Below are 12,550 nucleotides of genomic sequence, written 5' to 3' on the forward strand. Positions count from 1 at the left end.
TGGCGGCCGAGAAGGCCGTGCTCGCCCGGCCGGAGGCGGCGGAGTTCTGGCGGGAGGCGATCGACGAGGCGCCGGAAGGCCGGCTGCCCCGGATGCCCGGCTACCCCACCGGCGGACCGCGCAAGGTCGAGGTCCTCGCCACGGCACTCCCCGACGACCTGGCGAAAGCGCTGGCGGAGGAGGCGGCCGCCGACCGGGTGCCCTTGCGCTCGGTGCTGCTCGCGGCGCACGTGCGCGTCATGGCACTGCTGACCGGCGACCCGGACGTCCTCACAGGGATGCTCACGCACAGCCGCCCGGAGAGCGAGGCGGGCGACGAGGTGCTCGGCCTGTTCCTCAACACCGTCCCGCTGCGCGTGCGCGCCGACGCTCCCGAACTAGTCCAGCGGGTTTTCCAGGCGGAAGTGGCGGCGCTGCCGTACCGGCACTTCCCGCTCTTCGAGATCCAGCGGGCCAGCGGTCGCGCGCGCCTGCTGGACACGCACGTCGACTTCCGCGACTTCCACGTGTACGGCGACGCCGCCACGCCCATCGAGGGCCAGGACTTCTTCGAGCAGACCGACTTCGCGTTCAGCGCGGCCTTCGTCCGGACTCCCGGCCAGGGACTGACGCTGACCATCTCCTACGACACCACGCAGTTCCCCACCGACCAGATCGCGGCGATCCGGGATCACTACCTCCGCGCATTGTCAGGAAATATTGGCATCTCGCCGGAGAACGCGGCTCTGCTCGCGCTCTGGAACTCCACCGCGTGCGACCACCCGGGCGGGATGCTGCACGAGTTGGTCTTCGAGCAGGCAGAGCGGACACCGGAAGCGACGGCGCTGGTCTTCGAGGGCGACCGGCTGACCTACCGGGAACTGGCCGAACGGGCTCGCGACGTGGCGGCCGGGCTGGACGTGCGGGTGGACCAACCGGTCGGCGTCTGCATGGAACGCGGGCTGGACCTCCCGGTCGTGCTCCTCGGGGTGCTGGCGGCCGGTGGCGCCTACCTGCCCCTCGATCCGGCCGACCCCGAGGAACGGCGCCGCGGCATGCTCGCCGACGCCGGAGCCGAGATCGTCCTCACCGCCGCGGGTTCCGGGGGTTGCTTCACTCGGCCGCTGGTGCACGAGGACAACCTGGCCTACGTCATCTTCACCTCCGGCTCCACCGGACGGCCCAAAGGAGTGGGCGTCTCCCACCGGGCGATCGTCAACCGGCTGCGCTGGATGCAGGACACCTTCCAGCTCACCCCCGAAGACCGCGTCCTGCACAAGACACCCACCACCTTCGACGTCTCGGTCTGGGAACTCTTCTGGCCACTCATCACCGGCGCCACCATGATCATCGCCCGGCCCGGCGGCCACCGCGACACCGCCTACCTCCGCGACCTCATCAAGACCGAGCAAGTCACCACCGCGCACTTCGTCCCCTCCATGCTCCAAGCCTTCCTAGAGGAAGAAGACATCCAGCCCCCGCCACGGATCATCTGCTCCGGCGAAGCCCTCCCACCCGGCCTCGACCTACCCGGGCTGCACAATCTCTACGGCCCCACAGAGGCGGCCGTCGACGTCTCCTGGCACCCCTGCCAGCCGGAAGAGACCGTGGTCCCCATCGGCAGACCGGTGGACAACACCACCCTCCACGTCCTCGACCGGCACCTCCGCGAAGTCCCCATCGGCACACCCGGTGAGCTCTACATCGGCGGCGTCCAACTCGCCCGCGGCTACCTGGGCAAACCGGCGCTCACCGCCGAACGATTCCTCCCCGCACCCAACGGTCAACGCCTCTACAAGACCGGCGACCTCGCCCGCTGGCTCCCCACCGGCGAACTCGAATACCTCGGCCGCACCGACCACCAGGTCAAGATCCGCGGCATGCGCGTCGAAACCGGAGAGGTCGAGGCCGCCCTGCGCGCGCAGCCGGGAGTCCGCGACGCGGCCGTCACGGCGTACGAGCACAGCCTGGTCGGCTACATCGTGGGCGATGTACCCGACCTCCGCGACGTCCTGCCCGCCTACATGATCCCGCGCCGGTGGGTGCACCTGGACGCCCTCCCCCTCACCCGCAGCGGCAAGCTCGACCGGGCCGCGTTGCCCCCGCCGGAGGCAGCGAGCGGCCGGCCGTACGTGCCGCCTCGTGATGAGGTGGAAGCGCGCCTTGCCACGCTCTACGAAGAGGTGTTGAAGGTGCCCGCGGCCGGGATCCTTGACGACTTCTTCGAACTCGGCGGCCACTCGCTGAGCGCCCTGCGGCTGGCTGCCCGCATCCGCCAGGAGCTGGGGCGGAGCCTGCCTGTCGCCACCGTCCTGACCGCGCCGACGATCAGTGCGCTGGCCAGGGTGCTCCGCCAGCCCGAAGACCTCGCGCCACCGAGCCACGTCGTGCCGCTCAACCCGGACGGTGACCGTACGCCGATCTTCTTCATTCACGCGCTCGGCGGCCAGGTCTTCCGCTACCACCCGCTGGCCCGCCGCCTCGGCCCCGACCAGCCGGTGTACGCCATCGCCGCGCGCGGGCTCGTACCCGGCGAGGAGCCGCACGCCACGCTCGCCGAGATGGCCGACGCCTACGTGGCCGACCTGCTGGAGGTACGGCCGGCGGGGCCGTACGTGCTGGGCGGATTCTGCATCGGCGGGAACATCGCTCTGGAGGTGGCCAGGCGCCTGCGCGAGCGCGGCGAGCAGGTGCCACTCGTGGTGCTCTTCTACGCCAATGCCGAAGAGCCCGTGGCCAGCGCGTCGCTGGAGGACGACACTGTCCTGCTGTTCCATGCGCTGGCCGGCGGACCCGAGGAGACCCTCGGGCTGGACCCGGCCGAACTCGCCGCCCGGCCACCGGAGGAGCGGCTGCTGGCGGTCATGGGCGCCGCCTCGGCCGCAGACCGGCTGGCCCCCGACACCACCGAGGTCGAGCAAGCGCGCCGCTACCTGGCCGTGTTCCGGGCCAACGCGCACGCGGTCGGCGGCTACCGGCACGAGCCCTACGACGGCGACGTCGCGCTCTTCGCGCCCAAGCGCGAGGACGGCAGCTGGTCCTCCGTCGCCAAGGGGCGATTCGCTCACGTCCCGATCCCCGAGGAACGCGTCCCGATCCTGTACGAACCCCTGGTCGCGGGAGCGGCCACCGAGATCAGAAGATGGATGGATCATGGCATCCCCGACCAGTGAACAAACCAGCCTGTGGCGCAACGCCGACTTCATGCGCCTGTGGTCCGGGCAGAGCCTGTCGCAGTTCGGCTCGGCGATCACCTACTTCGCGATCCCCGTCATCGCGGTCACCGTCCTGCACGCCTCCGAGGAGGAGATGGGCGTCGTCGGCTTCCTGCTCCGGGTTCCGATGGTGCTCTTCCTGCTCTTCGGCGTGCTGGCCGACCGGGTGCGCAAGCGGCCCATCCTGATCTGGACGGACGTGGCGCGCTTCGTGCTGCTGATGTTGATCCCCGTCGCGTGGTTCGCCGACATGCTCACGCTGGCCTGGATCTACGGCGTCATCTTCGGTATCGGGCTGCTCAGCACGCTCTTCCAGACGGCCTACCGCAGCTACTTCCCGTTCCTGGTGCGGCCCGAGAACTTCCTGGAGGGCAACTCCAAGCTGCAGCTGACCGAGTCGGTCGCCCAGACGTTCGGCCCCGGCCTGGCCGCGGCGCTGCTGAAGGTGCTCGCCGCGCCCGCGCTGCTGGTCATCGACGCGATGTCGTACCTGGCCTCCGCGATAGCGGTGGCGCTGATCAAGCGGCCGGAAGCGCAGCCGGAGCCGGATGACACCACCGCCGGGCAGGTGCACAAGGCGATCTGGCAGGGCATGGGCTGGGTGTTGCGGCACGAGCTGATCCGGCCGCTGGCCATCTCGTCGGCCGTGTACTCGCTGTTCATCCTGGGCTCGATGAACTCGATCTACGCCCTGTACGTGATCCGCGACCTGGGCGTGCCCGCAGCGTGGTTCGGCAGCATCCTGGCCGGTGGCGGCGTGGGCTCGATCATCGGGGCGTTGCTGGCCGTAAAGGTGATGCGGCGCTTCGCGATCGGCAAGGTGCTGCTGTGGTCGATCGTGTACGGCAACCTCGCCCTCTTCCTCATCCCGCTGGCCACCGGGCCGGTCTGGGTCTCGGTGACCATGCTGGTCGCCGCGCAGCTGATCAGCGGTATCACCTCGCAGATCTTCTTCGTCACCAACACCACGCTGGTGCAGACGGTCACCCCGCCGCAGTTGCAGGGCCGCGTGGTGGCGTCGATCTACTCGCTGGGCCTGATCCCCGCCCCGCTGGGTGCCCTGGGCGCGGGCCTGCTGGCCGGCGCCCTGGGAACGCGTACGACGCTGTGGGTGGTCGTCACCATCGGCGCGCTCGTGCCGATGGCGGCGATGGCCTGGTCGCCGCTGGCCAAGCTCAAGGAGATGCCGGAGCCAGGCCGGCAATGAGCCGCAGCTGGCGGCTGCGCAGCCGCCGGGTGGGCGTGACCAGGCCAACGATCAGCGTGGTCGCGCCCGCCTCCTGGTAGGCCGCCATCCGCTCGCGCACCTTGCCCGCGGGGCCGCACATGGTCATCGCGTCGACGAGCGCGTCGGGCAGCATCGCCATGGCCTCGCCCTGCCGCCCGTCCAGGAAGGCTTCCTGCATGCGGGCGGCCTCCTGCTCGAAGCCGAGCGTGGTGGCCAGGCGGTTGTAGAAGTTGGTACGGCGCGAGCCCATGCCGCCGAGGTAGAGGGCGAGCATGGGCCGCATCATGTCGTAGGCCAGCTCCTGGTCCTCCTCGACGTGCGTGAGCACCATGGGCGCGATGTCGAGGTCGCCGCGGTTCAGGTGCGTGGCCATCTTGGCCAGGTGATCGGGCGGGAAGTGGATGGCCAGCCAGCCGTCGGCGAGCTCGCCGGCCAGCGCGACGGTCCTGGGTCCCATCGCGGCCAGGTAGACCGGCAGCCGTTCCTGCACCGGCGAGACGGCCAGCGTCAGCTCCTTGCCCTCGCTGCCGGGCAGGGGCAGCGTCATCGTGGCTCCGTCGTGCTGCACCGGCTCGCTCCGCAGCGCCTTGCGCACCACCTGGAGGTAGTCACGAGCGCGGGCCAGCGGCCGGTCGAAGCGCTCGCCGTGCCAGCCCTCGACCACCTGCGGGCCGGACAGGCCCACGCCCAGCCGGGCGCGGCCGCCGGAGAGCTGGTCGATGGTGGCCGCCGTCATCGCGGCGACCACGGGTTTGCGTCCCGACATCTGGAGCACGCCGGTGCCCAGCGCGATGCGCTCGGTCTGGCCCGCGATCCAGGCCAGCAGGCTCGCCGGGTCGGTCCCGTAGGTCTCGGCCGCCCACACGGACGAATAGCCCAGAGCCTCCGCTTCTCGTACCAGCGCCAGGTGGTCGGCCGGGCCGAGGCCCGCGCCGCCCCAGTAGCTCATGCTGTAACCGAGGCGCATCCCATCTCCTCAACGATCGCGGCTGCCAGGGCGTCCGGAGTCTCCTCGGCCAGCCAGTGAGTGGAGTCGAGCCCCTTCAACGCGGGCCTGTGCACACTCTGCCGCCGCCAGCCCAGCAGGCCGCCCCTGGTCAGCGAGGCGTCCCGGATGCCGTACAGGACAGAGACAGGCACCGGCAGCGGTAGCCCGGGCCGGTGGTGATATTCGGCCAGTAGCCCGAAGTCGGCGCGGAGCGCCGGTTCCAGCACCGGCCAGAGCGCCTCCCGATCGGCCAGTTCCGGCGGGACACCGCCGAGAGCGATCAGCTGCTCCCAGAACAGCCACGACGGCAGCGACGGCAGGCGGCGCAGCAGCAAGGTCACATCCGGCGCGGCGAACGAGCCCACGATCAGCCGTTCAGGCCGCCCGCCCAGCTCGACCACGCGACGGCAGACGAGGAAAGCCAGCAACGCCCCGCTGCAGTAGCCGAACAGCGTGTACGGCTCGCGCCACCCGGCAAGGTCGCGCGCCAGGTCCTCGACCAGCCCGTCGAGGTCAGTCCGTGGTTCTTCGGCGAGCCTGGCCTGACGCCCCGGCAGGTTGACCGACCACAAACCCACCTCGGGCGGGAAGTGTCCGGCGAGCTCACCGAGCGAAGCCGGACCGCCACCCGCGTGCGGGAAGGTGACCAGCGCCCGCTCCCCCTCCTTGACCTGAACGAACCACGGCGTCATCGGGCGTCCCCCAGGTGTTGGGCCAGTTCGGCCGGCGTCGGATGGTCGAACACGGCCCGTACCGAGACGGCACGCCCCGCCAGCTCCTCCAGTGGACGGATCAGCCGGACGGCCAGCACGGAGTGGCCGCCGTTGAGGAAGAAGTTGTCGTGCGGCCCCAGCCCAGGCCGCTTCAGCGCGTCGCGCCACAGCGCCACCACCTGCTGGACCAGCCCGTCGCCCACCTCCTGCGCCGGGGCGCCACCCTCGTCAGGCACCACCAGCTCGCGATAGGCGATCTTCCCGTTGGCGGTGGTGGGGAGCCTGTCGGTGACGATGTAGCGGGTGGGGACGGCGTAGTCGGGCAGCCGCGTCCTGGCGAAGCGCCACAGCTCCCCATCAGCGGCTTGGTCGGTGACCTCGAGAAAGGCGACGAGCCGTCCGTCGGTCTGCGGGTCGCCGTCGAGGATCACCGCGGCCGTCCGTACCGCCTCGTGCTCGTGCAGCGCCGCCTCGACCTCGCCGAGCTCGATGCGGTGGCCGCGTAGCTTGATCTGCCTGTCGTCGCGGCCGAGAAGCTCGAGCGTGCCGTCGTGGCGGATCCGCGCGCGGTCGCCGGTCCGGTAGAACCTGCCGTACCGGTCGTGGCGCCCGAAGCGCTCCGCCGTCAGCTCGGGCCGGTTGAGGTAGCCCGCACTCACCCCCGCACCGGCGACGCACAGCTCACCCGGCACGCCCGGCGGCAGCTCGCGGCCCGCGGCGTCGGTGACGAAGATCTGGGTATTGACCAGCGGCTCCCCTGCGGGGACCGGATCGAGCGGTGGCTCGCGCAGCTCGGCGGCGGTGGACCAGATGGTGGTCTCCGTCGGGCCGTAGACGTTGAACACCCGGCAGCCCAGCTCCAGCAGGTCCCGGGCCAAGGCGGCGGGCATCGGCTCGCCGCCGCACAACACCGTGCGTCCGGCCAGCTCCGGCCCGGCTTCCGGCGCGATCAGCCGCCACGCGGTCGGCGTGGCCTGCACGACCTGGATGTCGGCCGCGGCGATCAAGTCCAGGAACTTGCCCGGCTGCAACTGGTCCTCGTCCGAGGCCACGACCACGGTGCCTCCAGAGGCCAGCGGCAACAGCAATTCCAGCCAGGAGATGTCGAAAGAGGTGGTGGTGGACCACAGAACGCTCGTGGGCGCACCGAGCCGGTCGGTGAAGTCGAGCACCAGGTTCGTCAGGTTTCCGTGCGTGACCTGCACACCCTTGGGCCGCCCGGTGGAGCCGGAAGTGTAGATGACATAAGCGATATTTCCGCACTCGGGTGGTACGGGTTCCCCCAGCGTGCTGGGCATCGGCGCGACCGGCGTTTCACCCGCCCACTGCGGCGTGCCCGCCGCGACGACCAGCCGCGCACCCGAGTCGGCCACCTGGTAGGCGAGACGCGACTCCGGTTGCCGCACGTCCAGCGGTAGAAACGCCGCTCCCGCCTGCCACACTCCCAGCACCGCCGCCACCAGGTCCGCCGAACGATCCAGGGCCAGGGCGACGACGTCGCCGTGCCGTACCCCTCGCTCGTGCAGCAGGTCGCGGACCGCGGCCGCGCGCCCCAGCAGTTCGTCATAGCTGACCTCGCGCCCGCCCTCCCGCACGGCCACGGCCGGCCCTGGCACGATGCGCTCGACCAGCGTGCCGGGCCAGGTGCGGCGCGTGTCGTTGACCCGGTCGAGCAACTCCCGGTCCGCCGGCGAGAGCACGTCCAGCACCCTGCCGCGCGCCGCCTGCCGCACCACCGCGCACATCCTGGCCGCGAACGCCGCGATCTCGTCCTCGTCGTGCACCTCGGTGCTGTGCCCCATGCGGATGGTGAGCCGATCCGGCTCCTGGATGACATTGCACTGCATGTCCAGGCGGCTGCGGTCGATGAGGTTCTCGACGTACCCGGGCACCTCACCCTGGATGTGTACCTTCTCGTCGCTCCAGGGCCGGTAGTTGAACATGTGCCGGAACAGCGGGACCCGCCAGTCGTCCGTGCCGTGCCCGCGGCGGGTCAGCACCGCCTCCACCGAGGCGTCGGCGTGCTCGATCCCCTCCGCGAAAGCCTCCTCCACGCGCCTGGCGACCTGCTCGAAGTCGTCGTCCAGCTCGACGTGGACGCGCAGCGGCAGCGTGCTCACGGCGTAGCCGACGTGCTTGCGCTCCTCACCCGTCCTGGTGCTGACCGGCATGCCGATCACCAGGTCCGGGCCGGCACCGTGCCCGCGCAGCGTCAGCAGGAAGGCGGTGGCCAGCACGATGTTGCCGGTGGTGCGCAGACTGGCCCGCAGCTCGTCCAGGGCCGCCACCGTCTCGGCGTCGACCCGCCACGAGCAGGTGTGGCCGGCGAACGTCGGATGGGGCGGCGAGTGCCTGCTCCCCGGCAGCACCATGGCGGCGGGGTCGACGCCGTCGAGCCGGTCCAGCCAGTAGCCGATCGACTCATCTGACGGCTCCCCCGCCTCCAGCACCGGCGCGGGCCCCGCCAACTCGGGCGGCAGCGTGCCGTGCCCGGTCTGGCTGTCGTAGAAGCGGCCCAGTTCCTCCACCAGGAGCTGCAGGGAGGCACCGTCGATGATGATGTGGTGGCCGACCAGGCACACCACGGTCCCGGCGCCGTCGGGCAGGGTGAAGTGTCCCACCCTGATGAGGAGGTCGCGGCCCAGGTCGAAGGGCTCGTCCAGAAAGGACTGCAGGTCTGCGACCAGCGTCTCCTCCGTCGTGGCCCGCGTCTCGACCTTCAACTGGGCTTCCTGGGGCGCGACCAGGTGCCTGACGGGCGCCCTGCCCACCACGGGGAACCGCAGGCGCAAGGCCGGATGCCGCTTGACCAGCCGGCTCACCGCGATCTGCAGCGGCAGCCTGCGCAGCGGTGTCTCGAACCTGAGCGCCACCGCCAGGTTCGACACGCCGCTTTCCGGCGCGAGCTGCTCCAGAACCCAGAAGGAGTACGGCACCGCCGACAGCGGATGCGGCTCCTCCACGGAGGCGGGCAGCTCCGGCTGCGGCCTCGGGATGGGGATGCGTTGCAGCGGGTGATCGGGATCGAGCGCGGCCCAGTCCACCCGGCCGCCGCCCGTCCAGAACCTGGCCACGGCGGCCAGCAGCCCCGCGAGATCGTCACCCACCCGGACCTCGGCTCCGGCCGTTTCTTGCGTGAGGCCGGCGAGCGCCTCCTTCAGCGGAGGGTCACTCGCGAGGAGGGCCGGGTCCGGTGCTTCCGCGCGGATGCCCCAGGCGGCGAGGGTGGCGGCCAGCCCGTAGGCGGTGGCGAAGGCGGGTGGCACCTCGACGCCGCGCGCTTCGAAGGCCTCTTCGCACACGTCCACGGCCTCGGTGAACACGCGCTCCACGCCGTACAGACCGGCCGCCTCATCGGGGAAGGACAGGCGGACCGGCCCCTGCTCGTAGATGTGCTCGCGGCCCAGCGCGAGAGCGGCTTCTGCGGCGCTCCGGCAGACCAACGCACCTCTCACGGGGTGGTGGACGCGTCCCTGCTGCAGGGTGCCCGCCGCGTCGGCATAGCGATCCTCCGACAGTCCGGCGAAGAAACCGGCCAGGCTCCTCCGTGCTGACTCCGCCTCTTCGTGGGTGCGGCCGGACCACACCACCACGCGCGGGCGGCCGTCACCCAGAGCGTGCACTGGCGGATAGCCCTCCTCCACCTCGAGGTCGTCGGGCCAGATCACCCGGTGTACCAGGTCGCCGTCGAGCAACGCCCGGTCGAGGAGCCGCAGGACCAGGGTGCCACGCAGCGTACCCGGTGGCAGCTCGCCGACGTCGGTCACGGCCAGCTCGCACTCCCCGGCCAGCAGCGCCGCGCAGGCCTTGCCCACTCCGCCGTACAACCGGACGACCTGCGTTCCAGGATCGTGTCCGGCCTCCTCGGCCGCCCCCACCTCCTGCGGGAAGCGCCCTATCGCGATCACAGCGATGGGCTGTTCGTGAGGGGTCACCGACCGTCCTTACGGATCCTGGCACGCACGTCGCGGCGGCTGCCGCCCAGCGGACGGCGACGGGCGCCGTCCTGCCTGGCGGGCGCCTGGGCCTGCGTGATCAGGTGCGAGAGGGCACGCAGGTTCGGGTGGGTGAACATCGCGGTGGCCGGCAAGCTCAGGCCCAGCACGCTGGTGATCTCCTCGTGCAGCTCGACCAGGGCAAGCGAATCGAGACCGGCTTCGAAGAAGTTGAGATCGGGATCGAGAGCGCGGCCTAACCTTCGCTCCACGAGAGATGCAACCGCGTCGGCCTGGGTCATCCGCGTCCTTTGTCTAGCCTGCGATTGGACGGGATCGCCGTCCGCCTCCCAGCATCCTTGCCGAGCGCCGTAATCCACCACAAGCCCGTATTTTTCGGGCTTCCGGAGCCACGCGCATGGCTCCGCAGTCCGGTGGGCTACTGCCTGGTAGCGCCCGAGGGCTTGCGGTAGGAGCATTATGTACTTCGTGGGATGAGGTGGCGCTGGTGCAGCCCAAGTCCAAGGTCGCACTCACCGCCTCCTCGCGGCGAGGCGGGGCCGCTGCTCTTCCTGCAGAACCGCAGGTCAGGCCATGATCAAAGCGCGCCCTGCAGGATTCGAACCTGCGACCGTCGGATTAGAAGTCCGATGCTCTATCCAGCTGAGCTAAGGGCGCTCGAATTCGGCGTCTGACCAGCACGTCAGCCGACCAGGTGAGACGGTAGCATAATCATACACCGATCGAACAGTATCGGATTTGGAGAGGCCCATGGCGCGATCCCGAAGACAGCTGCCCCCTTCGCCTCCCCTGCTCGACATGGTCCCCTCCTGGGAATTGTCCCTTCAGGCGGCTGACAAGTCACCCGGAACGATCCGCAGTTACCTCGACAGCGTACGCGTCCTGGCCCGGTTTCTCTCCGAGCGCGGGCTGCCCGTGGAGGTGGAGGCGGTCGAGGCCGCGAACGTGCGGGCGTTTCTCGATGCCAGTACGGCCACGACCAGTCCGGGGAACGCGCACAAGCATTTCCGGAACCTGCGGGTGTTCTTCAACTGGCTGATCGCGGAGGAGGAGCGGACCGCGGGGACGCCGATGGCCGGGATCGATCCGCCCAAGGTGGCCAGTCGTACGGTCGAACTGCTGGCTGATCGGGAGCTTGAGGCGTTGCTGGAGGTGTGTTCCGGGGGGTCTTGGGTGGATCGTCGGGATACCGCGATCGTGCGGGTGCTCATGGACAACGGGATGCGACTGTCTTGGCTGGCCGGGCTTCGGCATAGTGCCGACGTCAGCGACGAGGGCGGGGACGTGTGGTTGGATCGGCGGCTGCTGCGGATCGTCCGTAAGGGGGAAGACGCGCATCTGGTGCCGATCGGGCCGAAGACCGCCGCGGCGATCGATCGGTATCTGCGGGCCCGCGCGCGGCATCCGCACGCGGCCTCGCCCTGGCTCTGGCTTCCGGTACGCGGCATCACGGCCGAAGGTGGGGAGCGGCGGCTGACCGCCACGGGGATCCAGCAGATGCTGGAACGGCGGGGACGGCAGGCGGGGATCTCGGGGCGGCTGCATCCGCACCGGTTCCGGCAGACGATGGCCGACGACTATCTGGGCAAGGGCGGCGATCCGCTCGATCTGATGCGGATCACCGGGTGGAAGAGTGTGGAGATAGTGCGCCGGTACCTCGAAGCTGGGGCAGGCGTGCGGGCACAAACTGACGTCGCCCTCGGCGACCGCCTCTGACCGAAGTCAGTCCGTCAGCGCGATCACCACCCACATGAACGCCGTCCCCGCCAGCGTGGCCAGCAGCGTCGGAGCGGCGGCACGGCTCGTGGTGTGGGCCTCGGGCAGGATGTCGGACGTCGCCAGATACAACAGGAACCCGGCGAACATCCCCAGGTACGCCCCCAGTATCCCGGCCGGAATCGCGATCAGGGACGTCAAAGTCGCCCCGGTCACCGGTGCGAGCGCATCCAGACCCAGCAGAAGCACCGCCCGGCGGCGCGCGTTCCCGTACAGGGAAGTGATCGTGTACGTGTTGAACCCGTCCGTGAAGTCGTGCGCGATGACGCCGATCGCGACGGCGACGGCGAGCGTGGTGTCGGTCTGGAAGGCGGCGCCGATCGCGGCACCGTCAAGGAAGCTGTGGACGACGAGCCCAGTGCCGGCGACGAGGCCGACGCCCGCGTGCGAGTGGCGGTGTGAGGCGTAGTCGCCTTCGTGGGCGTCGTGCATGCCCATCGAGCGTTCGACGGCGTGGATGCCGAGGAACGCCAGCGCGAACATGAGCATCGGCACCGGCACCCCGCCGAGCTTGGCCGGTTCGCGTGAGAGCGCCTCAGGCAGCAGGTCGAACGCCACCACGCCGAGCATGACGCCGGCGGCGGCGCCGAGGACGAGGTGACGGCGTTCCTTGACCCGATGCGCGACCAGCCCGCCGAGCAGCGTCATCAAGAATGCCGCGAACGACAGCAGGATCGGCATGACGCTCCAGGCTA

At 70.4% G+C, this 12,550-nt stretch carries 8 protein-coding genes and 1 tRNA gene (1 of these 9 only partly in view); 3 read left to right on the forward strand and 6 right to left on the reverse strand.

From position 1 onward, the window contains the following. Both AB0B91_RS21725 and AB0B91_RS21730 read left to right on the forward strand, forming a co-directional pair. Positions 1-3,152, forward strand: partial view of an amino acid adenylation domain-containing protein gene (locus AB0B91_RS21725; RefSeq protein ID WP_358322265.1) — the 3' portion only. Its footprint begins 469 nt before the window's first position; the window shows 3,152 of its 3,621 coding nt (coding positions 470-3,621); its start codon lies off the left edge, out of view; its stop codon occupies positions 3,150-3,152. Further along, positions 3,133-4,401 (forward strand): MFS transporter, encoded by a 1,269-nt coding sequence (locus AB0B91_RS21730; RefSeq protein ID WP_358322268.1) that lies wholly within the window; start codon positions 3,133-3,135, stop codon positions 4,399-4,401. Before AB0B91_RS21725 ends, AB0B91_RS21730 begins: the two co-directional genes overlap by 20 nt. Here AB0B91_RS21730 and AB0B91_RS21735 read toward each other — a convergent pair. From AB0B91_RS21735 to AB0B91_RS21755, 5 genes are all read right to left on the reverse strand, one after another. After that, entirely contained in the window at positions 4,370-5,389 is a 1,020-nt protein-coding gene (locus tag AB0B91_RS21735; protein ID WP_358322270.1) for an LLM class F420-dependent oxidoreductase, read from the reverse strand. The two genes, AB0B91_RS21730 and AB0B91_RS21735, sit on opposite strands and share 32 nt — an antisense overlap. Next, positions 5,368-6,102, reverse strand: coding sequence for a thioesterase domain-containing protein (locus AB0B91_RS21740; protein WP_358322273.1), 735 nt, complete (start codon positions 6,100-6,102; stop codon positions 5,368-5,370). Before AB0B91_RS21740 ends, AB0B91_RS21735 begins: the two co-directional genes overlap by 22 nt. After that, positions 6,099-10,058 (reverse strand): amino acid adenylation domain-containing protein, encoded by a 3,960-nt coding sequence (locus AB0B91_RS21745; protein ID WP_358322276.1) that lies wholly within the window; start codon positions 10,056-10,058, stop codon positions 6,099-6,101. The genes AB0B91_RS21740 and AB0B91_RS21745 overlap by 4 nt, the downstream gene beginning before the upstream one ends. Further along, positions 10,055-10,360, reverse strand: coding sequence for an acyl carrier protein (locus tag AB0B91_RS21750; RefSeq protein ID WP_358322279.1), 306 nt, complete (start codon positions 10,358-10,360; stop codon positions 10,055-10,057). Before AB0B91_RS21750 ends, AB0B91_RS21745 begins: the two co-directional genes overlap by 4 nt. Before the next feature lie 302 nt (positions 10,361-10,662). After that, positions 10,663-10,736, reverse strand: a tRNA-Arg gene (locus AB0B91_RS21755). A gap of 93 nt (positions 10,737-10,829) precedes the next feature. Here AB0B91_RS21755 and AB0B91_RS21760 point away from each other — a divergent pair. Continuing rightward, positions 10,830-11,795, forward strand: a complete 966-nt coding sequence (locus tag AB0B91_RS21760; protein WP_358322282.1) for a tyrosine-type recombinase/integrase — start codon at positions 10,830-10,832, stop codon at positions 11,793-11,795. A 6-nt stretch (positions 11,796-11,801) separates the two neighbouring features. Here the strand turns inward: AB0B91_RS21760 and AB0B91_RS21765 are convergent, their stop codons facing one another. Continuing rightward, the gene (locus AB0B91_RS21765; RefSeq protein ID WP_358322285.1) at positions 11,802-12,536 is read right to left on the reverse strand and encodes a ZIP family metal transporter; all 735 of its coding nucleotides are present in this window, start codon (positions 12,534-12,536) and stop codon (positions 11,802-11,804) included. Positions 12,537-12,550: the final 14 nt, after the last annotated feature.

The organism is Nonomuraea sp. NPDC049141, from assembly GCF_040648415.1.
Lineage (GTDB): Bacteria > Actinomycetota > Actinomycetes > Streptosporangiales > Streptosporangiaceae > Nonomuraea.

Coding starts and splice junctions, on each gene's coding strand:
- AB0B91_RS21730 (WP_358322268.1), top strand. CDS start 3,133: ATGGCATCCCCGACCAGTGAACAAACCAGCCTGTGGCGCAACGCCGAC.
- AB0B91_RS21735 (WP_358322270.1), bottom strand. CDS start 5,389: ATGCGCCTCGGTTACAGCATGAGCTACTGGGGCGGCGCGGGCCTCGGC.
- AB0B91_RS21740 (WP_358322273.1), bottom strand. CDS start 6,102: ATGACGCCGTGGTTCGTTCAGGTCAAGGAGGGGGAGCGGGCGCTGGTC.
- AB0B91_RS21750 (WP_358322279.1), bottom strand. CDS start 10,360: ATGACCCAGGCCGACGCGGTTGCATCTCTCGTGGAGCGAAGGTTAGGC.
- AB0B91_RS21760 (WP_358322282.1), top strand. CDS start 10,830: ATGGCGCGATCCCGAAGACAGCTGCCCCCTTCGCCTCCCCTGCTCGAC.
- AB0B91_RS21765 (WP_358322285.1), bottom strand. CDS start 12,536: ATGCCGATCCTGCTGTCGTTCGCGGCATTCTTGATGACGCTGCTCGGC.